The sequence below is a fragment of the uncultured Actinomyces sp. genome, assembly GCA_900541895.1.
In the GTDB taxonomy this organism is placed as follows: domain Bacteria; phylum Actinomycetota; class Actinomycetes; order Actinomycetales; family Actinomycetaceae; genus Pauljensenia.
Genome location: UWSI01000023.1, coordinates 1 through 25,765, shown reverse-complemented (window position 1 = coordinate 25,765; position 25,765 = coordinate 1). Strand labels below are relative to the sequence as shown.

The window sequence follows — 25,765 nt, the reverse complement described above, 5'->3', positions numbered from 1 at the left end:
TGCCCGGACAGGCGAACTTCGCTCGCTCGGATCGTCCCGCACCTTCTTCTGAACGTCCTCGTGGTGGCCGAGGCCGCGGTACCCGTCCGGGTGGCGGTAATGGCGGTGGCCAGGGTGCTCCCGGAGCAAATGCCGGTGGCGGTTTCGCTCCGCCGCGCGGTGGTCGCGGTGGCGGCCGCGGTGCAACGCCGGGCGCATTCGGTCGCGGTGGCGGCAAGAGCTCGCGCGGACGTAAGTCGAAGCGCGCAAAGCGTCAAGAGTTTGAACAGCAGAACGCACCCGTCATTGGCGGCGTTTCAATTCCTCGTGGCGATGGACAGCAGGTCCGTATCCGTCAGGGTGCCTCCCTTGCTGACTTCGCTGAGAAGATCAACGTCAATCCCGCAGCGCTGGTGACCGTCCTCTTCCACTTGGGAGAGATGGCAACCGCCACGCAGTCGCTGGATCAGGACACCTTCGAAGCGCTGGGCGCAGAGCTCGGCTACGACGTCAAGGTTGTTTCGCCTGAAGATGAGGATCGTGAACTGCTCGAGTCCTTCGACATCGACCTCGAAGCCGAAGAGCTGGACGATGCAGAGAACATGCAGCCGCGTCCCCCGGTCGTCACGGTCATGGGCCACGTCGACCACGGTAAGACCAAGCTGCTCGACGCGATCCGTCACACCGATGTTGTCGACTCTGAGCACGGTGGCATTACCCAGCACATTGGTGCCTACCAGGTGCAGGTGAAGTCCGAGGACGGAACTCCTCGCCGTATCACTTTCATCGATACCCCCGGCCACGAGGCCTTCACCGCTATGCGTGCCCGTGGTGCGCAGGTCACCGATATTGCGATCCTTGTGGTTGCAGCGGATGACGGTGTCATGCCTCAGACCGTTGAAGCAATTAACCACGCGCAGGCCGCTGGCGTGCCGATCGTTGTTGCTGTCAACAAGATCGATAAGGAAGGCGCGAACCCCGATAAGATTCGTGCCCAGCTCACCGAGTACGGCCTGGTTGCTGAAGAGTACGGCGGCGACGTTATGTTCGTCGACATCTCGGCCAAGCAGCGCAAGGGTATCCGTGAGCTTCTCGAGGCCGTGCTGCTGACTGCTGATGCAGCGCTGACCCTTGAAGCGAACCCCGATACCGATGCCCGCGGTGTTGCCATCGAAGCGAACCTGGATAAGGGCCGCGGTGCAGTGGCGACCATGCTGGTTCAGCGCGGTACCCTGCGCGTCGGTGATTCCCTGGTTGTCGGTTCTTCGCACGGCCGTGTTCGTGCGATGTTCGACGACAGTGGTAACGATGTCGCCGAGGCCGGTCCCTCGACCCCCGTTGCAGTGCTGGGCTTGACCTCGGTTCCTCGCGCTGGCGACTCCTTCTTGGTCGCCACCGATGACCGTACTGCCCGCCAGATCGCTGACAAGCGTGAGGCTGCTGAACGCCAGGCCATGCTGGCCAAGCGTCGTAAGCGTGTCTCCCTTGAAGACTTCGATAAGGTCCTTAAGGAAGGCGAGGTCGATACCCTCAACTTGGTCATTAAGGGTGACGTCTCCGGTGCTGTTGAAGCCCTGGAAGACTCGCTGCTGCGCATCGATGTGGGCGAAGAGGTTGCTCTTCGCATCATCCACCGCGGTGTTGGCGCAATCACCCAGAACGATGTCAACCTGGCAACCGTGGACAACGCGGTCATCATTGGCTTCAATGTCCGCCCGGCTGAACGCGTTCAGGAACTGGCCGATGCCGAGGGTGTCGAGATCAAGTACTACAACGTCATCTACTCGGCGATCGACGATGTCGAGGCCGCGATGAAGGGCATGCTCAAGCCGATCTACGAAGAGGTCGCACTGGGCAGCGCGGAAATCCGTCAGGTCTTCCGTTCCGGCAAGTTCGGCAATATTGCGGGTTCGATTGTTCGCAATGGCACGATCAAGCGTGGAACCAAGGCTCGCTTGGTCCGCGACGGTGTGGTTGTTGCAGACAACCTGGAGATCGCATCGCTTCGCCGCGAGAAGGACGATGTCACCGAGGTCCGCGAGGGCTACGAATGTGGTATTACCCTGGGTTACAAGGACATTCAAGAAGGCGACATCATCGAGACCTGGGAAATGCGCGAAAAGCCGCGTGACTGAGGTCTTCGCTGAGACAAGGGTTTGGGCCCCGCACCTGCTGGTGCGGGGCCCAACCTTTAGTTTCGTCGCTGGCTGTTGTAAGCGCGGCTTGATTGTGCGCTCAAAACAGTGGGGGAGCACAGTGGGGGAGCGATTACAAGCCGCCCATGATCTGTGCGACGAGGATCTTGCCGATCATGGCAACGGGGTAGACCAGCGCGTAGCCCAAGGAAACGCGCGGATCCATATTCGTGCGAGAGTTTGCGAAGGCAAGGACTGCAGGCTGCGTTTGAGCACCAGCGAGCAGACCGGAGAGCTTCGTTCCACCCATCTTGAACAACCAGCGCATGACGACGTACAGGCCAATGGCCATGATCGAGGTCATGATCATGCCCAGCAACAGGATCTGAAGCCAGGTGCCAGAGGTGAAGGCCTTTTCGATCTGTCCACCTGCGTTAGCGCCCGCTTGTGCAAGGAAGACCAGAAGGCCGAACTCTGCCAGAACCTGACCGGCCGTGAACGGCATTGCGGTCACGAAGGGGCCAATACGTCCCACACGTCCGAAGATCAGGCCCACGATCAACGTTCCAGCAGCTGAACCGATCGAGAAGTAAGCGCCGGTTGGGGTAAAGATCGGGATTTCGCCAATCAGAATGCCCAGTGCCATGCCGACACCCAAGGCGATCGGGTTCAGGTCGGAGAGGCCTCGTGCAGAGTCACCAAAGAACTTCGTAATCTCGCGCATCTTTGAGGTGGGTGCAACGACACGAACGCGGTCGCCCTGCTGGAGGATCAGTCCGGGTTCAGCGATCATATCGACGTCGCCTCGGCGCACGCGGGAAATTGTTGCGGAGTACTTATCCGCCAGGCCCAGTTCTTCAACGGTATGTCCGGCAAGCTTCGGGTTAGAAATCGTCACGCGACGGAAGTCCAAGTATGCACGGTCCTCGATCAAGGAGTGCGACGAGGGGTGACCGAGTTCAGTTGCAACTCGGGCAACCAACTCACGCGGGCCAACGACGGTCACCAAGTCGCCCTGGTCAAGGGTGTCGTTCATTGAAGGACGCATGATGGGGCCGGTTTCGCCTCGGCGCAGACGTGAGAAGGTCACCTTTGAACCCATCATTGTGTGGATATCGCCGATGCAGGGATGATCTCCGCGTTCGACGCGAATCGTACGGTTTGCCAGGGGAGAGGGGGCATCTTTATCGCGCTTGCCGTAAGAGAGAGCTGCTGCAGAAGCGATGAGCATTCCGACGACGCCGAAGAGGTAAGCAATCGAATAACCGACCGTCGCGAGGTCCAACTTTCCTGAGGCCGTGCCGGCAGCGGCCAAGGCGGGGGTGTTGGTTACTGAACCGGCGAAGGTGCCGGCGATGAGTGCGGGGTCCATTCCCCACATGCGGCCGATAACTTCTCCGGCGGCCGCGGATACGCCATATAGGGCAACCATTGCCAAGATCGGTCCGACCGCGCTCTTGATGTTGTGGAAGAAGGAAGCGCCGGAGTTCATACCGATAGCGAAGGTGAAGAGCGCAAGGCCAAGTGTGCCCAGCTCTCGGGTGACGCGTAGGTGAATTCCGTAGGTTTCAGCCCATGCGGACAGGATGATTGCAAGGAAGAGGACAGCTGCTGCGCCCAAGCCGACGCCCTTGATCTTGATGTGGCCAAAGGCCATTCCCACGCCAACGAGGAGGAACAAGAACAGGACAGGCTGATCAGCAAGCTTGGTAAATAAGATCTCCACTGTGAGGGCTCCATTGTCTGGTGATCAGGATTTTTCTATCCGTTTTCAGTATCTGACTCTTCTGGAAAAGGACAAAATGGGCGATTCGCGAGATTCTGCGGAAATGGTGCTAATTGCTGTTAGCTCACGTCTGACAAATTTTCGATTTTGAGGCCAAGGTCCCATTTATCTTGTACTGTGAGATCAAAAGGCCGATGGTGACGCAAGCCCGTACGGTTAGAGACGTGATGAAGCTTCGCATTTCAGGAATTCTCGTCTCGGTCATCGTACCCAGGCGTGCGATTCCTGCCGTGTGAATTGTCGGATGGAACGCACGCCACAATCCCCGCGCACTTGCGCTACGCGTTATTCGGCCTCGGGAACAGAGGAAAACGCGCCCGCACCTGTGAAGGGGATTTTTTCATGCCAACACCCCATGATTCGCCAAGGAATTGCGGCGCAAACCGCGCTCCTTGAAGCGGAAGCGTAGAACCGACTGGAAGGCTGATGATGACTGAAGAACAACGCCAGGTCATGACCGGCGCACAGGCCATTGTGAAGACCCTTGAAGCCCTGGGGGTCACCGACGTTTTCGGTATGCCCGGTGGAGCAATTCTTCCCACCTATGACCCTCTGATGAGCTCGTCACTGCACCACATCTTGGTTCGCCACGAGCAGGGCGCGGGACACGCAGCGCAAGGCTACGCACTGGCAAGCGGGAAGGTCGGTGTTGCGATCGTGACCTCGGGTCCGGGCGCGACGAATACCTTGACAGCAATCGCAGACGCGAATATCGATTCGGTCCCGATCGTTGTGATCTCCGGCCAGGTCGGTGCGTCGTTGATCGGAACTGATGCATTCCAGGAAGCTGACATCGTCGGGGCATCGATGCCCTTGGCAAAGCATTCGTTCCTGGTCACTCGCGCGGCTGAGATCCCTCAGCGTCTGGCTGAAGCCTTCCACATCGCCTCGACCGGTCGTCCCGGTCCGGTCCTCGTGGACATTACCCGTTCGGCTCAGGTTGAAGAATTTGAATACCAGTGGCCGGTTGAGCTGCAGCTTCCCGGCTATGAGCCCGCATTCGAGCCCGTTCCCCGCCAAATTGCTCGCGCCGCCGAGGAAATCGCGCGAGCCCAGGCTCCCGTGCTCTACGTCGGTGGTGGCCTCGTCCGCGCCCGTGCGGAAGAAGAACTACGCGCGCTGGTGGAATTGTCCGACGCAGCAGTCGTCACAACGCTTCCCGCACGCGGAGCTTTCCCCGACTCTGACCCGCACAACCTCAAGATGCCGGGAATGCACGGTACGGTTCCCGCGGTTGGCGCACTGCAGCGCGCGGACTTGATTGTGGCTCTGGGTGCGCGTTTTGATGACCGCGTGACCGGGCAGCTGGACTCCTTCGCGCCGCGCGCACGCATCGTGCACATCGATATTGATCTGGCAGAGATGTCGAAGAATCGCTACGCAGATGTGGCCGTGGTTGCGGATTTGAAGCCCGCCTTGGCTGCTCTGAATGCTGCTCTTCCCGAGGCCTACGAGCGCTTGGGACGCCCGGACCTTTCGGGATGGTGGCGTTACCTTAACCGCCTGCGTGAGAAGTATCCGCTTGGCTGGAGCGAGCCGAGCGACGGTTTCATGGCTCCCCAAAAGGTGATCTCGAAGCTTTCTGAAATTGCCGGTCCCGATGCGATTTACGTGACCGGTGTGGGCCAGCACCAGATGTGGGCGGCTCAGTTCCTTCAGCTGGAAAAGCCGTCCCACTTCATTTCGTCGTGTGGTCTGGGAACCATGGGATACTGCATCCCCGCAGCGATGGGCGCACAGGTGGGTGCCCCCGAATCGGTCGTCTGGGCGATCGATGGTGATGGTTCCTTCCAGATGACTAACCAAGAATTAGCAACCTGCACTGTGAACGGAATTCCTGTGAAGGTTGCGCTGATTAACAACTCCGTGTTGGGAATGGTCCGCCAGTGGCAGACACTGTTCTACGGTGAGCGCTATTCGAACACGACCCTGAACCCGCAAGATGGTGAGCAGATCCCGAACTTTGAGATGCTTGCTCAGGCCTATGGAATGGCCGCGCGGACTGTGCGCAATGCAGAAGAGATTGAAGAGGCCATTGAATGGGCCATGTCAATTAACGATCGTCCAGTTTTGTTGGACTTTAGGGTTTCTAAAGATGCTATGGTGTGGCCGATGGTTGCAGCCGGCGTCCCCAATGACGATATCCGCTATGCGCGAGATATCGCCCCCGACTGGGAGGTGGAAGACTGATGAGGCATACGCTTTCTGTTTTGGTGGAAAACAAGCCCGGCGTGCTGACCCGCGTCTCCGCTTTGTTTGCTCGCCGAGCCTTCAATATCAAGTCATTGACGGTGGGGGAGACCGAGCACCCCGATATTTCCCGCATGACCATCATTGTTGATGCGGACACCGCCCCCATTGAGCAAGTCAAGCGCCAACTGGGCAAGCTGATCAATGTTCTAAAGATTGTTGAGCTTAACCCCGACGAGGCCGTCGAGCGTCGCATGCTGCTCATGAAGGTTCGTGCTGATGAAACGTGCCGGACCTCGGTGCTGCAGATCGTGGATTTGTTCCGCGCACACGTCGTTGATGTCCATCCCGAAGCGGTCGTTATTGAATCGATCGGTTCACTACCCAAGCTGGAGGCGCTGCTGCGGGCACTTGAGCCCTACGGCGTCACCGAACTCGTTCAATCGGGCGCCGTGGCGATCGGCCGCGGTGACCACTCGATTACGGATCAACTAAAGGAGAATTAACAATGGCAGAGATCATCTACGATGACGGCGCAGACCTGTCGCTGATCCAGTCCAAGAAGGTTGCCGTTATTGGCTACGGCTCACAGGGACACGCACACGCGCTTAACCTGAAGGATTCCGGCGTTGACGTGGTCGTTGGTCTGCGTCCCGGTTCCTCTTCGTGGGCCAAGGCCGAGGCCGCTGGCCTCGAGGTGAAGGATGTTCCCGAGGCCGTGGCCGAGGGTGACGTCGTCTCCATCCTCCTGCCCGACCAGGTTCAGCGTTTCGTTTACGCCGAGCAGGTTGCCCCCAACCTGAAGGAGGGCGCAGCCCTGCTCTTCGCGCACGGCTTCAACATCCGCTACGGCTACATCGAGGTCCCCACCGGCCACGATGTCATCATGGTTGCCCCCAAGGGCCCCGGCCACAAGGTTCGCGAGACCTACACCCAGGGCAAGGGTACCCCGGATGTCGTCGCCGTTGAGGTTGACGCTTCCGGTCAGGCTTGGGAGCTGGTTCTGTCCTACGCAAAGGCAATCGGTGGCACTCGCGCCGGCGTCATCAAGACCACCTTCACTGAAGAGACCGAGACTGACCTCTTCGGCGAGCAGGCTGTTCTGTGTGGCGGCGTTTCTCACCTGATCCAGGCTGGCTTTGAGACCCTGGTGAACGCTGGCTACCAGCCCGAGATTGCCTACTTCGAGGTCTGCCACGAGATGAAGCAGATCGTTGACCTGATCAACGAAGGTGGCATCACCAAGCAGCGTTGGTCTTGCTCTGACACCGCTGAGTATGGCGACTACATCTCTGGTCCGCGCGTCATTGGCGAATCTTCCAAGCAGGCTATGCGCGACATCCTGTCCGATATTCAGGACGGCACTTTCGCACGCCGCTTCATTGAGGACCAGGACAATGGTGCTCTTGAGTTCAAGGCTCTGCGCGCCGAGGAAGAGTCTCACCCGATCGAGGCCACCGGCCAGAAGCTGCGTAAGGCTTTCGGTTGGACCCAGGCCGATGAGGACTACACCGAAGGTAGCGCAGCTCGCTGAGCTGATGCGATCTAAAGTTCGGCCGGCTTCCTTAGCTGAGCTGACTACTGATTAAGACAGAAGTTGTGATCAACCGGCGACGGGCCGGTGCATACGCACCGGCCCACAGCGTTTTTGTGTTCGCTTGCGGGTCGGAGCCCTTCCTTCCCGAAAAGACACACGAAGTCGGTGAATGTCATGCCTTATGACCTGTGTCTTTTACTGACTTCGTGTGGAGGGTGGGGGAGAGGCCTTGGATAGGCTGTGCCAATTGAAGCTTTTCTGTGTCAAAGCCAGCTCGAAGATGGTAGCTTCACGGCCTCGCAAAGCGTCGTCATTGGCGATGCGACCTACCGTTTCAACGCCGATGGAATCATGGTCACCGGATGGGAGCAACAGGATGGAAAGTGGAGTCACTACACCTCCTATGGTGCGCGCACGAATGGTTGGTTCGAAGAAGCAGGTCACTGGTACTACTTCGATCCGAGCACGGGTGTCATGAAGATCTGGTGGGCGCAGATTGATGGCCACTGGTACAACTTCGGACTTGATGGCCGCATGGTGACCGGCTGGAAGAACCTCGATGGGCATTGGTACCGCTTTGGAACGGACGGCCATATGGCGACCGGCTGGCAGCGCATTGGCCTGTCTTGGTACTACTTCGGCACCGACGGACAGATGCTTACCGGCCGGCAGAAGATCGACGACCGCTGGTACTACTTCGCTCGTTCTGGAGCGTGGATCTGAGCTGATCCTCTGATGTGTTGTTGATTAACGAGTCATCTGCTGATTAACGAGGCCGGGGCCGGGGAGTGCAGATTCTCCCCGGCCCCGGCGTCTGTTGAGGTCGTTATCGGGGGGGGAGAGAGAGAAAGCCGTTATCGGTGAGGGAAGCGAAGGGAAGGAGGGGGGCTAGGCCTCGTCGGCGGAGGATTGGTCTTCTTCGATCGTTGCCAGCGCAACCTGGGTGGCGCCTGCTCGCGCGTTCCAGCCGAGGGCCGCGACGGTGAGTGCGCCCATCACAAGGAAAATCAGGCTGGTCGAGGTCGAGCCTGGGGAGTGCATGAAGGCCATGGCGATGACGGCGATTCCCTGCGCGGTTCCCAAGACTCCGCCCATGAAGAGGAGGACCCAGACGGCTTGGTGGCCGGCGTTCCACGCGTGCGAGCCGACCGGGATATCGCGCAGATAGAGGCCGAGGGGAGGGCGTACAGCTTGGTTGCGGACCAAAAGTCCGGTCACGAAGAGGTGGAGGCCGGCAATGACAACGATGAGTGCGGCGCAAACCAGAAGGATAGTGACCAGGGTGTTCATGTGTTTCCTCTCGACTGCTCCAGACTAGCAGGCTCGAGGGGAGTCGAAATTGTCAGAAGGTCAAGGTGTGATCTGGCAGAATGAGGCCATGGGTTTGTCAAAGAAGCTCTTAAGCAAAGATGAAGTCATCGTCCGCCATATGCACACGCACATCAAAGTGCTGCTGTGGAGGATTGTGGCGGTTGTACTGCTGCTTGCTGCCGCAATTGTTGGATCGGTGTTTGTGCCTGTGGACTCGCAAAAGTGGGCTCTGCCGGCGATTTGGATCGTCTTTGTGATTGTTGCGATTCCGTTGTTCGTCGTTCCCTGGTTGAAGTGGCTGTCGGTGACCTACACGGTGACGACGAAGCGGATCATCACGCGCTCGGGCATTTTCCAGCGCACGGGGCATGACCTGCCGCTCAGCCGCATCTCGGACATTCAGATGGTCAAGGAGCTGAATGATCGCTTGTTCGGGTGTGGAACGCTTGCCTTACAGACCTCGGCCGATGACCCACTGCTGCTGCACGATGTACCGAATGTGGAGATCGTCCAGGTTGAGATCTCGAACCTGCTGTTCAACGACGTTCAAGGAGCGATCGACGCCGATCCGAATTCGTGAGGGTGAACCGTGGGTGTCGCGGCGGCGGTGGACAGGGAGCATCTGCGGGCGCCGTGAGGGGCTCTGATCGTCTATATCCTACGATGAGCGGGCGGTAGTGAACTGTGATCAAGGGCCCCGATCTCTATGCACAACTCAGAACCAACACATGATCATCCATGCCAGAGTCGGGAATCCGTAGTGCAAGGAATACACACTAGGTGTGACAGAGGGCACTCGTGTGAGTTTGACAAGTCTTGTTGTTTGCTTGTTAGCATGAAGTCACAACGTAGATCTAGTCGGGTTTGCCCGCCGGGATCGGGAGGGGAATGAACTAATTGTTCATCCCCTCCTTTTCATTACTGTTTCCTTCAAAGGTGATGTGAGCATGTCTCATTACGGGCTTGATGAACAAATTGATCATCTTCGCCGCTGTGGTATTTCTTTTGAGATTATGTCCGAATCTGATGCGCGCCGATTCTTGAAAGAAAATACATACTATTTTAAAATTAAAGCCTATCGACACAATTATCGACGTGGTGAATATGGCCAATTTTCCTGCGACTTCGCGCATCTCGTTGAGCTATCAAGGATTGATATTTCGCTCAGTCGCCTATGTCTGGATCATTGTCTAGCAATCGAACATGCGCTGAAGGTATGGTTGAATGCCCGCCTGATGAATGAAACGGACCCGAGCATGGCTGAGCGAATCGTTCGTGAAGCTGGTGTCAAGGGGTGGAAGGATCAGACGGCTGCATCTTCTAATCCTTATATCGAAAGCCTCGTTGCGCATTGCCAAACGGACCGTTCGCTGTGGCATTGGTGGGAACTAGGAACGTTTGCGTCACAAATTCGTCTCTATAAGAGCTATTGTCAAATCAAAGGCGAAGATGCTGTTCTTGAGCATTTGCTGTTCATTGTCAGAAAGCTACGAAATGCTGTTTCTCATGGGTGTTGCCTCTTGTCTGACGTGACAATTGTGGTTCCGACGCAATCCGTGGGATCTCAGGGAGGAGCGCCATATGACACTCAGGTGCTTCGACAGGGAATGTGGCTGTGTGGGCGAGATCCTCACTCGAAAGGTGTGCGAAAGAGTTCGCTCGGGAAGAGCTATAGGCGGCTAATCGTTCATAACTATTCAACGATGCTTTATACCTATCTTCGTTTGGTCAATAGTCGTGGAATGTTCAAACACTCCGTCGAGGATGTTCAGAAGCTCAATAAGCGCATGGAGGACAAGCTTGAGGAGTATTTCGGGCGCACACCGAAAATGTCGATGGAGCAGAACCCCGAAGTCTATCGCACCATCAAAGCGCTCATCGAGATCGGCCGGGGATACTGTGCCCGCGTTGAAGAACGGACGTGCGACGGCTATACGACCGACTAGTAGCGTGCCGGAACCCGCAGAGCTACCCGTCTGTTGATACTGCTAGCGGCATACGTCCTTCGGGATCTCCAACTTCGGCAGCGTCGCCAGGAGCTCCTGGGTTCGCATCGAGACCGTCACCAGGCGCTTGATCAGGTCCACGACCGCGTCGGGGCGGCCCTGCGCGGCGGCCTGACGCCTCTCGCGCTCGATTTTGATCCACTGGCCCACCACCGTTTCACCCAGCCCTAAATCCCGGGTCATAGACGCAATCGACGACCCCGAATCTAACACCAGAGTCGCAACATTACGATGATAATCCGGCGTAAAACGATGACGAGTTCCCATAACAGGCACCTCCCTCTCCGCAGGCACACCCACAAGCTTAACGAAGTGCAACATGGCATGTGCTCTCCGCACTGAGCGCTCCTCCAAGGCATCCCCACTGCAGGGACCGCACTCTTATATACCGACATACGCCAAGAAACGACACGAAACAATAAGAATACGCTGTAACCGTCATGCAACTATTCGCAACATGCGTTAACGTATGTGCATTGAGGTGGAACTCCTCGCCCTGATCGTGGCTGCCTCCTCGCTGAGCAGTGAGTACAAGGAATTTGGTTTGACGTGGATACGCAGATGTAGGCGGGCCATCTTACTCTTGGCTTGACAGTTAGATGCTGTCGATGAAGACCGCGATCGATAAGAAAGGAAAGATCATGTCCTGGATTGTTGAACTTGTGATTGGCATTGTGTCCGGTGTTGTCTCTGGGATCATTCTTGCGAAACTGGTCCCGGATAGCTCAATGGCCCCGGAACCTACAGCATCTGGAGGAGGTGCCGTGACCCAACAGGTGATGGCAGCGAATAGTGATGTCGCCATGGTTGCCGGCAATCGAAACTATACGCATATTGGTGACGACAACTCGACACACGTGACTGTCGCCGGTGAGAGCGGCTCAAGAAGGGCCGACAGTGATGGGGACATGTGGCTGATGATTGTGCTTGGCTTTGCTGCCTTCGTCGTTATTGCTATCTTCCTCATGAGGTACTACGAGATTCTGGTGGGTCTCCTCGTGATCACTTCTGTGTTCTTGATGACGATGTCATTGCTGACTGCAGGCCTATCCTTGAGGAGTAGGCGCGTGTCGAAGCCTCTTCGCTCCTCCATCGTCGCGAGCTTTCTGGCGGTTACGGCCACCTACGCAACCTACTGGTCGTGTTTCAATCTGTCTACAGGAAAGTCCAGCCTGTCGATCCCGGATCTCAGTCGAATGCTGTCTGAAGCAACCGGCGACGACAAGCTGGTACCGTTCGCCGAGGCTTTCGATCTACTCAGTGCTGAACGCGCCTTTCCCTATGTCTCACTGGTCTTCGTGGTGATGCTCGTGACGGCCGTGCTCTGCTTCTTTGCTCTTGGAATGATGATTCGGGAGTTCTGTGAGCGGCGAGTCGCCGCGCACCGTGCGGGCAGCGTAAGTGGCTGGCTTATCGACCATCTTCCCGTTCCGGGCTGGAGCTACATATTGGGTGTCCTGCTGCTTGCATGCGTGCCAGTTCTGATCGTCGTGCTCTTCCGCCACGTTCAACCGACCTGGCTCAGCTAGCCCCGCGACGATCATGGTGTTGCCTCCGCGCGGCTATCCGTGCGGAGGCAACATTGTGTCGAACGAGCAGGGGGTCAAAGATCTCTGAATACTGGCTCACTAAGTGTGGCTCTTCTGCCCAAGACTGGTCGCGAGGTACAAGCGAGTTGGCAATGTGGCTCTTCAGAGTTGAGTGTGGGTGGAGGCGTCTAGGCCTCCTGCGATGAGGAGCATTCGGAGTTTGTGGTTGGTGGGGTTGCGGTAGCCTCTGGCGGTGCGTCTGCCTAGTTCGATAATGTCCGTTGATGGCTTCGGTGGGGCCGTTGCTGGCTCCTCCTGTGTCGAAGTAGGCCAAGAAGGCGTCCTTCCACTTGCGTAGGGTCCGGCCCAGGCGAGCGATTTCGGGCATGGGACACGTTGGCAGGCGCTCAATGAGGTGCGTGGCCAGGCGTCGGCCTTGGCCGGGTGTGGCTTGGTGGAAGACCTCGCGTACTTGCTGGGTGAGCAGGTAGGCGACTTCGACACTGATATGCGCCTCATCTGCCACGAGGGCCTCACGGAGGCTTTCCTTTTGACGTGGGGTGAGTCTGCGGCGCGAGGCGCGCAAAAGAAGCCGGATCTGATAGAGGGGATCACCCTTGCGCCCGCGGTGACCCAGGGTGTCTTGCTGGACGTGGCGGCATACCTCATCGAGAGCGTCCGCGGCGAGCTTGACGATATGAAAGGCGTCCAGCACGCTGGTTGCGTCTTGGAGCTGGTCATCAATGGCGTTCTTATATCCCTGGAAGGGATCCAGCGTCGCGATCTGGATACCGGAGCGAAACTGTTCGCCGCGCTCGGCCAGCCAGTTCTTGTACACGGTGCCAGACCTTCCTGGGATCAGGTCCAACAGGCGGGCCGTGGGATGATCCTTCCCTCGTGTCAGGTCCACGATGCCGGTGAGTTCACGTGGGCCCCGGCGGCGTCGGTCCTGGTGGTGCCACACGTGCTCATCGACTCCCAGTACCTGCACGCCTGTGAAGCGGGTGGGGTCATCAGATGCGGCTTGCAGACACGGCTTGATATGGGACCACACGGTGTTCCACGTAGTTGCCAGTTGTCGAGCCAATCCTGCAATGGTGGCTCCCTCGAAACGTTACTGACGGATCGCCCAGCGAATCGCCCGCATCCCCAGACGCGCCCGGGGTGCGCACACCCGCTCGTCATGTTCCAGGAATGTCACCGTCTGGCAGGTCTTTTCCAGGCACCGCCAGCGTCGTTTGTGCCACCGGATCCTTGCCGGAATCCCGGCCCAGGGCGCGTCAATCACCTCTACCATCACGCGCCCGTGACCTTGCGCGATCACCCCACAACTCGGGCAGCCAACCAGCTGGTTGCATGACTCAATATCGACTACCAGAGCTTCTGGGGGTGCGAGCCACACTCATCAGATGGAAACCCTCCAAGTTGACGAGCAGATCACACCGATCACAACGATCAAGCGACGCAGGCCAGCAGTAGCAGGTAGGGTGAGACACCGCCCGAGGTCCTTGAAGACAGCGGGGGTAGAAGTCCGCTCATCATCAAGGACCTCGACCTCTACCCGCAACCCCCGACCAACACCCGGTCACCCACACTCAACTCTGAAGAGCCGGATAGGCGGTAGTAGCTGACGTTGATCAACCATTGGGTGGCCAGGTCTGTATCGATGGACATCCCGCGGCTTTGAAGGATCGAAATCTGATCACTTATGGTCGTGCCAGGCTTCAGCGACTTCGACATGGTCAACATCTCCGTTGAGTTCCTTAAAAAGATCCAGCCCGCTCCCAGCATGTGCTGGGGCGGGCTGAACGGTTAGCCCCGATCTAGCGTTCTCGGGGTGTCAAGGAGCTGAAATCTCGCCATTTGGGCCACTGGTGGTGCAAGTCATGCGCTGCTGACTATCCGGGGATCAGAGCAGATCTGCGGAACTCAGCCCTGCACCTCCGGAATCTCAAGGGGCGGCAGGGTCTTTAGGAGCTCTTGGGTTCGCATGGATACCGTCACCAGGCGCTTGATCAGGTCCACGACCGCGTCGGGGCGGCCCTGCTCGCGCAGGAAATCGTTCGGGTCGTTGACGATGCCCGACGCCTTGTCCGTTTTCACGTGGTAGCGGTCGATGATCCACTCCAGCGGGCTACGGCCCGAAATTGAATAGCCCTGCGCCTCAGCCGGAATGCCCGTCAGTGTCATGTAGTCGTTGTACTCCAAGCGCGTGACGTCCTTATCGCGGCGCCCCAACGCAGGGAAACGCATCTTGCGCTCGCCGATCCGGTAGCGCTCCCACGGGTCCGCGGGCGCGTGCAGGCTTGCCTCCTCCTGTACTGACGGATACGGCTCCACCCGCTCGTAGTTCACGTGCAGGTCCGCCAGTTCGCGGCCCACGCTCGCATAGGTGTGGAAACCCGCCGCGCGAGGAATGTGCGGCAGCATCTTCTTCAAATCATCCTCGTAGCGCTCCCGATACTCCGGGTGGTGCAGCAGCGCATACACGTAGAAGAAAATGTCCTCCTTCGTGATCCCCGCATCGCCGTAATGCTCCCGGTACGAGGTCAGCGTCGCGTCCGTGACGTTATCGACGCGGCGGTACCCGTCCAGAATTACGGGGATCTGGTCGCCGATTGGCCGCGAGAAATCCAGGGACGAGGCCGTGGCCGCCCCATCCGAGGTGCTCTCCGAGGCGGTCGCCAGGTCAGCGAACAGGTCGGGTTCGCTGCTGGAGGCGGGGGAGAGGTCCTCGAACATGTTGTCCTCGAGGAGTTCGTCGCGCATGCGGTTGTGCAAGGACTCCACGAATCCGCCCAGCCAGGGTTGGCCTGGGGGTATGAATGCTTGTAGCGTGTCGTGCTTGCTGGCCCAGCCTCCCATGGCTGCGGCGATGAATTCGGGCCCGTTATCGGCGCGCAGCACCTGGGGTGTCCCATGGGTGAGGACAGCCAGGTCAAGCATTTCGATCACGTCGGCGGCTCCCATGCGCCGCTCAACGCGCAAAGCCAGGTGCTGGCGCGTGAACTCATCAATGACGTTACAGACCTTCAAGACACGCCCCTTCCAGTCCGAGTCAAACTGGAAATCAACGAGCCACACCTGTCCAGGAACGCTAGCCCTGACCAGGTGCTGTAGATGTGGCGCGGTGCGGGTCTTGTGCGCTTTGCGCGCTCGCACGCGCAGCCCCTTCGGTGCGCCCAAGCGCCGGAACGTATCACGCCCCACGACAATGCCCTCACTCTTGGCCCGCGCCCAGGCAGGTTTATAGCCCCACCGTCGATGCGTGGCGGCACAATCGTTCATCCACTGGCGCACAGGCCCATGATCACGCAGCGTTTTCGCCCCGCCCGCCGCGCGAGCCCGGCAATACGCTGACCGGGACAGCCCGGCGACGCGGCATGCAAGGCGCTGAGAAAACCCCTGGCCGATCAGGTGGTTCACAGCGTCGTGCCTGCGCGCCGGGCCTAGAAGTTTCCCTCCGCGAGCTCACGCAACGCTGCTTTCTCCAGCTCTGCTTGTCCCAGCAACTGTTTGAGGCGCGCGTTTTGCTCGCGAAACTCACGCAGTTCCTTGGCCTCACGACGACTCATCGACCCATAACGCTGGTGCCACCGACACAATGTCGCCTCGCTGATACCCAGCACGCGGCAAGCCTAGGCCGTACTCATACCCTCACCTCGCAACGCCTCGGCCTTCTCCAGCTTCACGACAATCTGCTCAGGCGTGTGCTTCGAAAACTTCCTCATGGTCATCCATTCTGCCCGGCCACAAGCAGCCGGGACTACTCAAAACAACCCTCTCAAAACAAACGATCCGAAAACCCAGACCCCTCCAAGAACCCGTCGCGGTACCCCAGAAATCGACACCGAGGAAATCAACGAACTTGGCGTTTTCTTCCCTGACGCGAACATCGTGGCATTGCGTCAGATAGAAGGCTTCCATCGCAAGCTGACCGGAATACTCGACCGACAACTCGATGAACAACAGGCTCGTTACAACGAGATTGCCGACGTGCTGGATGGACAGATCAATCAGGTTCGTACCCAGATGGCCGCCATCAGTATCTCTTCGAACCTCAACGACCAGGAGCTTGCTGATGCCGGTCGGTATAACGCGACCATTCAACGCCTCACCGCTCAGATCGACGCCTTCGAGAAGGCGCAGGCCGCCAAGATAGAAGTCAAGGTAGCGGCTGAGGAACTCGCGAACAGACGGCCAGCGCTCTTGGGAGAAATGACCGGGAAGCTCAACCAAGCGCTGGCTGATGGCAACAAGGCAATCTACGGTGACAGTCAGAACCCTCCCGAGTTCAAGCTGAAAGAGGGAAGCCAGGGTAATCAGACCTACCAGTTCGGCACACCAAGAGACAAAGGCGACGGCACCAAAGCTAAGAACCTCATCCTGTTCGATTTGTCAGTGCTTCAGCTTACGAGCCTGTCGAAAAGATCATGCTACTGTACGTGGAGAGTGAGCGGTACAGAAAGCAGGTGCTCGTTGCCTTCGACAAGCACCTGTTGTACACCGCTGCAACCCAAGCGACGGTTGAAAGCCACACGGTTTTCGAGCTTGGCGAGGGCACAGCATCACTGTACGGGCGGGCATGGAACACGATGGACGAAAGGGGCGAGGAATGAAGCTCAGCTACAACAAGCTTTGGAAACTGTTGATCGACAAAGGGATGAACAAGACCCAGCTCCAGACCATGGCAAAGATCTCGCCATCTACCATGGCGAAGCTCGGGCGAGGCGGCAACGTACAGACTGATGTGCTCGTGTGAATCTGCGAGACCCTTGTCTGCGACATCGCAGACATCGTCGAGGTTGTTGGAGGCGAAGGAGCCTAGATTATGACACGAATGCGGACTTTTGATGAGGCGACCAGGGTACAGATGCCAGCGATGATTCATCTGACCAGACTGGGGTACACCTACTTCGGTAAGGTCACCGAGGACGTGGCCGGTACCGTATATGACCCGGATACGAACATCCTCATCGAAGTGTTCAAGTCTCAGTTCGAGAAGCTCAACCCCGAGCATGCGGGCCGCGCTGACGAGGTGCTTCGTAGCATCCGACAGGAACTCGACAATGACGACCTGGGTTGGAGCTTCTACAACCGTCTGGTCAGTTCAAGCCCAGTGAAGTTGGTTGACTTCGACAATCCCGCGAACAACACGTTTCATTTCACTGCTGAGTTCACGTGCAAGAACGGGCAGGACGAGTTCCGCCCGGACATCACCCTTTTTGTGAATGGTCTCCCTCTGTGTTTTGTGGAGGTGAAGAAGCCAAACAATCGGGGTGGAATGGTTGCTGAGAGCACGCGCATGAACCGTGGGCGTTTCCCAAATCGTAAGTTCCGCCGATTCATCAACATCACGCAGTTGATGATTTTCTCCAACAACATGGAGTACGACGCGGAGGGAGGCATCACCCCGATCCAGGGTGTCTTCTACTGCACGGGCGCGCGCGGTGATACGAAGTTCTCTACATTCCGTGAAGACAACCCAGCAGGGTCAGCCGAGGCACCCTTCCATGCCCAGTTCCCCTACGCAAAGGTCGACGATGACGTCGAGCGACGGATCTTGGATGACTACAACGTTCAAGTCATTCGCACCACCCCTGAGTACGCCACGAATCTGAAAGAGAACACGCCAACGAACCGGGTGCTCACTTCGATGGTGTCCCCAGAGCGGCTGCTGTTCCTCATCAAGTACGGGATTGCCTACGTGCGAATCGACCGTGAGGTTGACGGAAAGATCGAATCCACCGATCAAAAGCACATCATGCGCTACCAACAGTTGTTCGCGTCCTTGGCGGTACGTCAACGGCTCAATGAGGGCGTCACTTCTGGGGTCATTTGGCATACGCAAGGTAGCGGCAAGACGGCTTTGTCCTACTACTTGAACAACGTTCTGACCGACTATTTCGCGGCGCATAACAAAGTGGCGAAGTTCTACTTCATCGTTGACCGTCTCGACCTTCTAGAGCAAGCATCGCAAGAGTTCGAAGCGCGCGGCTTGGAAGTGAAGACCGCGAACTCACGTGTAGAACTGATGGAACAGTTCCGCACGAATCAATCACTTGAGGGTGACTCGGGACGGCGCGAAGTGACCGTTGTGAACATCCAACGGTTCGACGAGGATAAAACCAAGATCGATGCATCTGCCTATGCGACGAACCTGCAACGAGTGTTCATCATCGATGAGGCGCACCGAGGCTACAACCCGAAAGGTAGCTTCCTGGCAAACATGCTCGAATCTGACCCCAACTCGGTCAAGATCGCGCTCACTGGCACGCCGCTACTCAAAGATGAGCGTGCATCCTGGAAAGTCTTCGGCGATTACCTGCACACCTACTACTACGACAAGTCAATCCAAGATGGCTACACCCTCAAGATCATCCGCGAGGACATCGAGACCGCCTACCGGGACAAGCTCTCTGAGATCTACGACAGCCTCGACCATCTGGTACTCAAGAAAGAGGTCAGCAAGAAGGAAATCGTCGAACACGAGCACTACGTTAAAGAACTGCTTCGCTACGTCATCACCGACTTCAAGCGCTTCCGTACGATCAACGGTGACGACAGCCTTGGCGGCATGGTGATCTGCGAGACCAGCCAACAAGCTCGGAACCTCGCCGCGTACTTCGATGAAATCCAGGCCGAACTCAACGCGACGAGCAGTAACCCGTCGAAGCTGCGCGCTGGCCTGATCCTATTCGACAGCGATGACAAAGACACCCAAAAGCAGATCATCAAAGACTTCAAGAAGAACTACACCGTAGACATCCTGATCGTCTTCAACATGCTTCTCACCGGGTTCGACGCACCCCGACTCAAACGTCTGTACCTCGGTCGAAAACTCAAAGACCACAACCTGCTCCAAGCGCTGACGCGTGTCAACCGCCCCTACAAAGACCACAAGTACGGGTACGTAGTGGACTTCGCAGACATCAAACAGAACTTTGACGAAACCAACGCGGCCTACCTCAAGGAACTCAACAAGTTCAACGACCCAGAAGAAACGGGAGAGGACGGGCGCGCCGCGATTGAACAAGTAATCGAGGATCCCGCCGCGCTCGTCGCTCAAGTACGCGAGGCCAGGAACATCCTCTTCACTTACGATCTCGATAACGCTGAGGAATTCAGCCGCCAGATAGCAGGGGTCGACGAGAAAGAGATACTCGTTGAACTCCGGAAAGCCCTGCAGTCAATCCGGGAAGGCATGAACCTCGCACGTGCCTTCGGCGATGATGACCTCAAGGCCGCGATGGAGCGAATGAACATTGAGAAGCTCCCTTCCCTGCTCTCCGAAGTTGAGAACGCCATTGGTATCCTCAACCAGAAAGAAGCGTTCACAAGCACCGATGAAACTCGACGGGTCATCAACGAGGCGATGCTCGACATTGAGTTCAAGTTCCGTCTGAAGAACGAAGAGGAACTGAACATCCTCGCCGGTGCAGGCGACAAGTTCCAAGCGAAGTGGAGGCGCGCGATTCGCGAGTTCACAGCGAACATAGATCAAGAAGACCCCGAGTTCGTTACCCTCCGCGACGCCTTCATGCATCGGTTCAAGGAGCGTGGCTTCGTCATCGACTCGATGAGCGCCTTCGACGAAGAAGACCGCGCCCTCGACCAAGTCATGAATCGCCTCATCGAGATCAAGCGACGCAACAATGCCTTGTTGCGTCGATACAACGCCGACCCGAAGTTTGTGCGTGTTCACAAACGAATTCGGGAGGAAAGTGAACGGCGCCGCAGATCAGGGCAGCCACCTATGGGGTTCGAATATGACGAGGAACTCGTCGAGTTCCTTACTGTCGTGAAGAAAGAGATTGACTACAAGATATACGAACGAGCCGACATTCTGAGAACCGATGGGTACTTCTCCCAGGTCGTGATGCAGACTCTGGCTTTAGCTCTAGCAGAACTCAACCTCAACGGTACCCGAGCCGACAAAACCTTCATGCAAGAACGCATCACCCGGCAATACCGCGACCAGTACACCGGCGCACACACGATTGCATGATGAAAGGATCAAACTTCATGAGCCAAGACATCAAGAGGGACACCGATGAACTCATCGACGCCCTCAAAGCAACCTGCCAAACGTACGGTCTGGGTAACGACGGCAACGAGTACAAGATCATCACACAGGTGTTCTTGTACAAGTTCCTCAATGACAAATTCGGCTACGAGGTCAAGAAGCTCAGCCCGGCGCTCGCCGATGCTGACCAGTGGGAAGTCGCCTACGCTCATATGGGCGAGGACGAGCGGCTCGATCTGCTTGATCTGCTCTCCCCTGACGTTCCGCGTCTGAAGCCTGAACACCTTATAGCGAACCTGTGGAACCAACAAGCCAAGGGCGAGTTTGACGCGATCTTCGACGCAATCATGCTGGACATCGCAAATGACAACATCGAAATCTTCTCGACCCAAACCACTGAGCGCACCAAGATCCCCTTGTTTGAGCGGCTCACCATCTACGTCACCGATGATGCACAACGCGCGGCTTTCGCCAGAGCGCTTATAGATAAGCTGGTGAACTTCTCGTTCGAGGATTCTTTCAAAGAGCACTACGACTTCTTCGCCGCAGTGTTCGAATACCTGATCAAGGACTACAACACCGCCGGTGGAGGCAAGTACGCCGAGTACTACACGCCGCACGCCATCGCCACCATCATGGCCAGGCTACTCGTTGGAGACGAACACGACCTCCACAACGTCGAGTGCTACGATCCGTCAGCCGGAACCGGAACGCTCCTCATGGCGCTCAGCCACGCAATCGGTGAAGACAGATGCACGATCTTTGCCCAAGACATCTCCCAGCGCAGCAACAAGATGCTCAAGCTGAACCTCATCCTCAACTCGCTGGTCTCGTCGCTGGATCACGCGGTTCAGGGTGACACGCTCACCCAGCCGTATCACAAGAGCGACGACGGATCCGAGCTTCGACAGTTCGACTATGTGGTATCGAACCCACCCTTCAAAATGGACTTCTCGGACACCCAAGAGAGACTGTCCGCGATGCCTGAACGTTTCTGGGGCGGCGTACCGAAGGTTCCCGCGAAGAAAAAAGACAAGATGGCGATCTATCCGCTATTTATCCAGCACGTCATCAACTCCCTCAAATCGGAGGGCAAAGGCGCAATCGTCGTACCCACAGGTTTCCTGACCGCCAAAAGCGGCGTCGAGAAGGACGTGCTACACCGCCTGATCGACAGCAGAATCGTCTACGGCGCAGTCAGCATGCCACCCAACGTGTTTGCCAACACCGGCACCAACGTCTCCGTACTGTTCTTCGACAAATCGGGTGACAGTGACAACGTCATCTTGATAGATGCATCCAAACTTGGTGAACTCTACAAAGAACGCGGTATCCAGAAACGTCGCCTCCGCGCAGAGGAGATCGATCAGATTGTCGAGACGTTCACCAAACAAGAAGCTGTGGACGACTTCTCCGTAATCGTCAGCTACGACGACATCAAAGAAAAGAACTATTCCCTCGCAGCAGGCCAATACTTCGATGTCAAGATCGAGTACGTCGACCTCACCCCCGAAGAGTTCCAAGCCCAAATGGCCGAATACCAAGCCGCGCTCCAAGACCTCTTCACCAAGAGCGCGAACCTGCAAGATGAAATCATGACTCAACTCGGCATGGTGAGCTATGAGTGAGTTCAAGCGGCACCGCCTTGCAGATCTCTATGAAATCAGCTCTGGTATCTCAACTACGAAGGATCAAGCTGGCCACGGCGCTCCCTTCGTAGCCTTCAAAGACATCTACAACAACTACTTCATCCCAGAGCGCCTAACTGAACTTATGGACACTACCCCTGAGCAACAGGAGAAGTTCTCGGTTCGGGAAGGCGACGTGTTTCTGACAAGAACCAGCGAGACCCTAGACGAACTCGCAATGAGTAGCGTCGCCCTCCAAGACCATCCAAACGCAACATTCAGTGGCTTCGCCAAGCGACTACGTCCGCGCGATCCGTCAAACCCAGACCCACGGTTCATGGGCTTCTTTCTACGCAGCGAGTACTTCAGAAGAATTATCAACAGCGTAACGACGATGACAACTCGAGCAAGCTTCAACGAAGCAATCTTCTCGCATGTCGAAGTTGATCTACCTGATCTAAACTCCCAAGTTCAGATCGGCGACTTACTGTACTCAATCGAACAACAGATCGAACTGAACAATCAGGTAAACGATAATTTACAGGCCATGTTGCAGACGCTCTACGGGTACTGGTTCTTGCAGTTCGACTTCCCCGACAAGAACGGTCAACCATACCGTGCGTCCGGCGGACGAATGGTATGGAATGACCAGCTCAAGCGCGAGATACCCGCCGGGTGGCGCGCAGTGACGTTGCGTGAACTTCTGAAGAAGAACCGCAAAGCATTCGATTACGGAACCGTCGAACCCACCATCGACCTCAGCGTGATGCCCACAGGATCGATTGCGTTGAACAACTTGAGCAGAAGCGATGCCTTCTCGTCGAACCTATACCAGATGAGCGAAGGTGACATCTTGTTCGGTGCCATACGACCATACTTGAAGAAGGCCGGTATCGCCCCATGCAATGGCGTAGTCGTGGGCACAGTTCATTCGTTCTCACCGGTTAGAGTGGACGACTACAACTTCGCGCTGGCAACGCTCACAAGTGAGCAGATGTTCTCTCACGCCGTTCGATCATCGACCGGCACTCGCATGCCAACAGTCAAAGCAGACGATCTTCTAGACGTGGTTGTGGCGTACTCGGAATCAGTAGCTACAGCGTTCAACCAGATTCCGGTTGCGCGATCAATCATTGAGCGTGTACAAGAGAGTTCGCGTCTTGGTGAGCTACGCGACTGGTTACTGCCGATGCTGATGAACGGTCAGGCGACGGTGGCGAGTTCAGATAAATTATCGTTTACCTGATCGTTCGTGGCGATCTGGTCATCGATGCTCACAAGTATGTGTGCGATACCGTCCTGAACATCTCGGCTTGGCACGGGTACCTTCACTTGCTCGAACGTGCTCTTGCTGAGAATCGGCGTCCGAGTCACCGAGGCTATAGAGAACAGATAGTCCTTCTTCGTCGAGAGCCAGTAATAGAGATATGAAGGATTCACCTCTGAGATGATCGACGTCACTGCGTTGATCTGTTGGTTGCTCGCACACCGATCATTCGTCATTGCGATGTTGCCTATATCCCAACCGATACAGCCAACTAGAACACTGGTGCCTTCGAGAATGCTCCCTTTGATCGACTGAAGCCCTGCTTCGGACAGCGTCTTTGCGCTCTGACCTACAGTGCGACCTGCATGAAGCTCGGTTGGGGTGATGAACGGAACGTCGCCACCGTAGTAGTCGCGACGGGAGGTGCTCGGGGTTTTGCCCGTGACCACGGTGCCTATCTCGGCCAGCGTCTTGGTCTCCACTATGTCCTGTCCGCTCTATCCGATGTATCGCCTGTGGGCGTTCTTCACGTTCGTCTGTCTTACCATCGCATACTGCAGCGTGGTGTCGATGCGTTGATGACCGAGTAGGTGTTGCAACTGCTCCACTGGCATGCCTTTGTCAATGGCCTTCGTCGCGAGCGTCCTGCGGAACTTGTGCGGGTGAACCTTCTCGATGTTCAGCGCTGCCCCCAATTGTCTCAACCTTGCTTCGATTGCGCCAATGCTTAGCCGCCTGTGTGGCACATACAGGCCGACGAACAGTGCGGGGTCATCATCGTCACGTCGGTCGAGGTACTCACGCAGGTGGATCTTGGTTCGTGCGTCGAAGTAGGCGACCCGTTCTTTGTTCCCTTTGCCCTGCACAACGCACTCCCGTTCCCCGAAGTCGATGTCTGCCCTGTTGAGCTTCACTAGCTCACCTACGCGCATGCCGGTGGAGGCCAGCATGTCGATTATCGCAAGGTCACGCGATGTTGGACATCGGTCGCGCATCGTTTCCAGTTCCTCGTCTGTGTAGGTCTCTTTGACCCTGATGGCCGCTTTGACCTTGTGGATGCGCCGAACGGGGCTTTTGACGATGTGGTCTTCATCTTCGAGCCATGCGAAGAAGCTGGAGAGGATGCGCCGTATGTTGTCGATGGTGATCTGACTTGAACCACGTTCCTGCTGATACGTGGTCAAGTAGGCGCGTAGGTCCTCGGTTCGTATCCTTGTTGCTGAGATCGAGGTGCCGTTGAGCATCGCTGTGATAGTGCGCTCGTAGTAGACGAGCGTCTTCTCAGAACAACCTTCCAAACGTTTCGCTGCAATGAAGGCGTCGAGCAGACCATCGTCATTGTCTCGCTTCTGTTGGCCTGACTCCACTTCGTAGTCTTCAATCACGCGATGCAGGGTGGATTTGAGTTGCTTGAGCTGGGCGTTGTCGAGCACGTTGAGCATGCCCTGTAGAACGTCCGCGATGAGTTGTTGCTTCATGTCGTCCTCCGTCAACGGGGAGAACGCAGGTCGGCGGCTGCTCCCGGCTTGGGTTGCCCCGCCGCCGATGGGAGCACCTCGCTCCAAACGATAATTTATCTGAACTCGCCACCGTCGCCTGACCGTTCATCAGCATCGGCAGTAACCAGTCGCGTAGCTCCTGTAGCTTCCTGTTCTCTTCCAGATTGTCGTTGCGCATTCTCATAATCGGAGAGACTGCGGATGCGTATGATTGCGCAACGGTCTCGGGCGGGATGACCGTCATCAAGCCCTTCAGTGTTTCGTGGCGGATGCCCTTGAATATGCTTCCCGTTGAGCTCTGTTCGGCCTGTTTCACAAAAGCATCGCTCATGAGATGGCAGTAGACGTACTCAGGCGTCGTAACACCGCGTCGCGGCCTGATCGAGAAAACGGATTCGTTGATCTCCCAGTCTCGTGGTTCCTCGTAGATTAGAAAGCATCGCCGAAGCGGTGCGATGCTCGCGAAGAGAATGTCTCCAACGCGCAGATCGGAGCGGCGACGCACTTTCTCCATCGCTTCCTCGTCGATGTAGTCGCATGAGGCAAAGTCCAGACCGCCATCCTTCGTCAAGTTCTTCACTGTTAGATAAGCGATCCCTTGAGTTCGGAGGCTGAAGTTCTGACGTGGGTTGAGTCCGGTGCGGATTCCGTCGAAGAGTTCTTCGTTAGCTCCGACTCGCCATCCTGCAGGTATCTCGCGCTTGAGCTGGTTGTTCCAGACCATTCGTCCGCCGGACGAGCGGTATGGTTGACCGTTCTCGTCGGGAAAGTCGAACTGCAAGAACCAGTAGCCGTAGAGCGTCTGCAGCATGGCATATAAATTATCGTTTTGCGCCGACCGAACGACCATCCACCCGGCAGTCACCGCGCAA

The 25,765-nt window shown here is 56.9% G+C and carries 23 protein-coding genes; 12 read left to right on the top strand and 11 right to left on the bottom strand.

Annotated elements, in window-relative coordinates; translation table 11 throughout:
- Positions 1-2,114: translation initiation factor IF-2 (gene infB, locus QZR18_RS06425; protein ID WP_295910714.1), on the top strand; the 2,114-nt coding region annotated here is incomplete at its 5' end.
- 133 nt (positions 2,115-2,247) lie between these two features.
- On the opposite strand, the gene QZR18_RS06420 is transcribed toward infB, so the two are convergent.
- The gene (locus QZR18_RS06420; protein WP_178704647.1) at positions 2,248-3,840 is read right to left on the bottom strand and encodes an aspartate:alanine exchanger family transporter; all 1,593 of its coding nucleotides are present in this window, start codon (positions 3,838-3,840) and stop codon (positions 2,248-2,250) included.
- A 486-nt stretch (positions 3,841-4,326) separates the two neighbouring features.
- Here QZR18_RS06420 and QZR18_RS06415 point away from each other — a divergent pair, with 486 nt between their 5' ends.
- The 4 genes from QZR18_RS06415 to QZR18_RS06400 all read left to right on the top strand — a co-directional run bounded on the left by QZR18_RS06415 (position 4,327) and on the right by QZR18_RS06400 (position 8,350).
- The gene (locus QZR18_RS06415) at positions 4,327-6,090 is read left to right on the top strand and encodes an acetolactate synthase large subunit (RefSeq protein ID WP_178704650.1); all 1,764 of its coding nucleotides are present in this window, start codon (positions 4,327-4,329) and stop codon (positions 6,088-6,090) included.
- Complete coding sequence (ilvN, locus tag QZR18_RS06410) at positions 6,090-6,596, top strand: acetolactate synthase small subunit (protein WP_178704653.1); 507 nt, start codon at positions 6,090-6,092, stop codon at positions 6,594-6,596. The genes QZR18_RS06415 and ilvN overlap by 1 nt, the downstream gene beginning before the upstream one ends.
- A 2-nt stretch (positions 6,597-6,598) precedes the next feature.
- Complete coding sequence (ilvC, locus tag QZR18_RS06405) at positions 6,599-7,624, top strand: ketol-acid reductoisomerase (protein WP_178704656.1); 1,026 nt, start codon at positions 6,599-6,601, stop codon at positions 7,622-7,624.
- 243 nt (positions 7,625-7,867) lie between these two features.
- Positions 7,868-8,350: a hypothetical protein gene (locus QZR18_RS06400; protein WP_295910713.1), complete on the top strand. Its 483-nt coding sequence runs from the start codon at positions 7,868-7,870 to the stop codon at positions 8,348-8,350.
- Positions 8,351-8,515: 165 nt separating this feature from the next.
- Here the strand turns inward: QZR18_RS06400 and QZR18_RS06395 are convergent, their stop codons facing one another.
- On the bottom strand, positions 8,516-8,917 hold the full coding sequence (locus tag QZR18_RS06395; protein WP_178704659.1) for a hypothetical protein: 402 nt from the start codon (positions 8,915-8,917) through the stop codon (positions 8,516-8,518).
- Between the two features lie 88 nt (positions 8,918-9,005).
- Between QZR18_RS06395 and QZR18_RS06390 the strand changes: the two genes are divergently transcribed.
- The gene (locus tag QZR18_RS06390; RefSeq protein WP_178704688.1) at positions 9,006-9,518 is read left to right on the top strand and encodes a PH domain-containing protein; all 513 of its coding nucleotides are present in this window, start codon (positions 9,006-9,008) and stop codon (positions 9,516-9,518) included.
- Positions 9,519-9,885: 367 nt separating this feature from the next.
- Positions 9,886-10,884: an Abi family protein gene (locus tag QZR18_RS06385; protein WP_178704662.1), complete on the top strand. Its 999-nt coding sequence runs from the start codon at positions 9,886-9,888 to the stop codon at positions 10,882-10,884.
- A gap of 42 nt (positions 10,885-10,926) precedes the next feature.
- Here QZR18_RS06385 and QZR18_RS06380 read toward each other — a convergent pair whose 3' ends face one another.
- The gene (locus QZR18_RS06380) at positions 10,927-11,211 is read right to left on the bottom strand and encodes a transposase (protein ID WP_178704665.1); all 285 of its coding nucleotides are present in this window, start codon (positions 11,209-11,211) and stop codon (positions 10,927-10,929) included.
- Between the two features lie 374 nt (positions 11,212-11,585).
- Between QZR18_RS06380 and QZR18_RS06375 the strand changes: the two genes are divergently transcribed.
- Positions 11,586-12,473 (top strand): hypothetical protein, encoded by an 888-nt coding sequence (locus tag QZR18_RS06375; protein ID WP_178704668.1) that lies wholly within the window; start codon positions 11,586-11,588, stop codon positions 12,471-12,473.
- Here QZR18_RS06375 and QZR18_RS06370 read toward each other — a convergent pair.
- The 5 genes from QZR18_RS06370 to QZR18_RS06350 form a co-directional block, all read right to left on the bottom strand.
- Positions 12,466-13,527: a transposase gene (locus tag QZR18_RS06370; protein WP_295910717.1), complete on the bottom strand. Its 1,062-nt coding sequence runs from the start codon at positions 13,525-13,527 to the stop codon at positions 12,466-12,468. The two genes, QZR18_RS06375 and QZR18_RS06370, sit on opposite strands and share 8 nt — an antisense overlap.
- A gap of 60 nt (positions 13,528-13,587) precedes the next feature.
- On the bottom strand, positions 13,588-13,770 hold the full coding sequence (locus QZR18_RS06365) for a hypothetical protein (RefSeq protein WP_295910715.1): 183 nt from the start codon (positions 13,768-13,770) through the stop codon (positions 13,588-13,590).
- A gap of 632 nt (positions 13,771-14,402) precedes the next feature.
- A complete protein-coding gene (locus QZR18_RS06360) occupies positions 14,403-15,899 on the bottom strand; it encodes a type ISP restriction/modification enzyme (protein ID WP_178704671.1) in 1,497 nt (498 codons plus the stop codon).
- Between the two features lie 23 nt (positions 15,900-15,922).
- Positions 15,923-16,102 (bottom strand): transposase, encoded by a 180-nt coding sequence (locus tag QZR18_RS06355; protein WP_178704674.1) that lies wholly within the window; start codon positions 16,100-16,102, stop codon positions 15,923-15,925.
- A 73-nt stretch (positions 16,103-16,175) separates the two neighbouring features.
- On the bottom strand, positions 16,176-16,712 hold the full coding sequence (locus tag QZR18_RS06350; RefSeq protein ID WP_178704677.1) for a hypothetical protein: 537 nt from the start codon (positions 16,710-16,712) through the stop codon (positions 16,176-16,178).
- A 376-nt stretch (positions 16,713-17,088) separates the two neighbouring features.
- Here QZR18_RS06350 and QZR18_RS06345 point away from each other — a divergent pair, with 376 nt between their 5' ends.
- From QZR18_RS06345 to QZR18_RS06330, 4 genes are all read left to right on the top strand, one after another.
- Complete coding sequence (locus tag QZR18_RS06345) at positions 17,089-17,235, top strand: helix-turn-helix transcriptional regulator (protein WP_178704679.1); 147 nt, start codon at positions 17,089-17,091, stop codon at positions 17,233-17,235.
- 69 nt (positions 17,236-17,304) lie between these two features.
- A complete protein-coding gene (locus QZR18_RS06340; RefSeq protein WP_295910706.1) occupies positions 17,305-20,481 on the top strand; it encodes a type I restriction endonuclease subunit R in 3,177 nt (1,058 codons plus the stop codon).
- A 17-nt stretch (positions 20,482-20,498) separates the two neighbouring features.
- Positions 20,499-22,127, top strand: a complete 1,629-nt coding sequence (locus QZR18_RS06335; protein WP_178704682.1) for a class I SAM-dependent DNA methyltransferase — start codon at positions 20,499-20,501, stop codon at positions 22,125-22,127.
- Entirely contained in the window at positions 22,120-23,373 is a 1,254-nt protein-coding gene (locus tag QZR18_RS06330; RefSeq protein ID WP_295910703.1) for a restriction endonuclease subunit S, read from the top strand. Before QZR18_RS06335 ends, QZR18_RS06330 begins: the two co-directional genes overlap by 8 nt.
- Here QZR18_RS06330 and QZR18_RS06325 read toward each other — a convergent pair.
- The 3 genes from QZR18_RS06325 to QZR18_RS06315 all read right to left on the bottom strand — a co-directional run.
- Complete coding sequence (locus QZR18_RS06325; protein ID WP_295910702.1) at positions 23,331-23,876, bottom strand: restriction endonuclease subunit S; 546 nt, start codon at positions 23,874-23,876, stop codon at positions 23,331-23,333. The two genes, QZR18_RS06330 and QZR18_RS06325, sit on opposite strands and share 43 nt — an antisense overlap.
- A 15-nt stretch (positions 23,877-23,891) precedes the next feature.
- Positions 23,892-24,872, bottom strand: coding sequence for a site-specific tyrosine recombinase/integron integrase (gene xerA, locus QZR18_RS06320; RefSeq protein ID WP_295910701.1), 981 nt, complete (start codon positions 24,870-24,872; stop codon positions 23,892-23,894).
- A partial coding sequence (locus tag QZR18_RS06315; protein ID WP_295910700.1) for a hypothetical protein occupies positions 24,772-25,765 on the bottom strand: 994 nt, incomplete at its 5' end. The genes xerA and QZR18_RS06315, both read right to left, overlap by 101 nt.

Excerpts from the sequence above, each read along its gene's own strand:
- QZR18_RS06415 (WP_178704650.1), top strand. The coding sequence starts at position 4,327 with ATGATGACTGAAGAACAACGCCAGGTCATGACCGGCGCACAGGCCATT.
- ilvN (WP_178704653.1), top strand. The coding sequence starts at position 6,090 with ATGAGGCATACGCTTTCTGTTTTGGTGGAAAACAAGCCCGGCGTGCTG.
- ilvC (WP_178704656.1), top strand. The coding sequence starts at position 6,599 with ATGGCAGAGATCATCTACGATGACGGCGCAGACCTGTCGCTGATCCAG.
- QZR18_RS06395 (WP_178704659.1), bottom strand. The coding sequence starts at position 8,917 with ATGAACACCCTGGTCACTATCCTTCTGGTTTGCGCCGCACTCATCGTT.
- QZR18_RS06390 (WP_178704688.1), top strand. The coding sequence starts at position 9,006 with ATGGGTTTGTCAAAGAAGCTCTTAAGCAAAGATGAAGTCATCGTCCGC.
- QZR18_RS06385 (WP_178704662.1), top strand. The coding sequence starts at position 9,886 with ATGTCTCATTACGGGCTTGATGAACAAATTGATCATCTTCGCCGCTGT.
- QZR18_RS06380 (WP_178704665.1), bottom strand. The coding sequence starts at position 11,211 with ATGGGAACTCGTCATCGTTTTACGCCGGATTATCATCGTAATGTTGCG.
- QZR18_RS06375 (WP_178704668.1), top strand. The coding sequence starts at position 11,586 with ATGTCCTGGATTGTTGAACTTGTGATTGGCATTGTGTCCGGTGTTGTC.
- QZR18_RS06365 (WP_295910715.1), bottom strand. The coding sequence starts at position 13,770 with ATGGTAGAGGTGATTGACGCGCCCTGGGCCGGGATTCCGGCAAGGATC.
- QZR18_RS06345 (WP_178704679.1), top strand. The coding sequence starts at position 17,089 with ATGAAGCTCAGCTACAACAAGCTTTGGAAACTGTTGATCGACAAAGGG.
- QZR18_RS06340 (WP_295910706.1), top strand. The coding sequence starts at position 17,305 with ATGACACGAATGCGGACTTTTGATGAGGCGACCAGGGTACAGATGCCA.
- QZR18_RS06335 (WP_178704682.1), top strand. The coding sequence starts at position 20,499 with ATGAGCCAAGACATCAAGAGGGACACCGATGAACTCATCGACGCCCTC.
- QZR18_RS06330 (WP_295910703.1), top strand. The coding sequence starts at position 22,120 with ATGAGTGAGTTCAAGCGGCACCGCCTTGCAGATCTCTATGAAATCAGC.
- xerA (WP_295910701.1), bottom strand. The coding sequence starts at position 24,872 with ATGAAGCAACAACTCATCGCGGACGTTCTACAGGGCATGCTCAACGTG.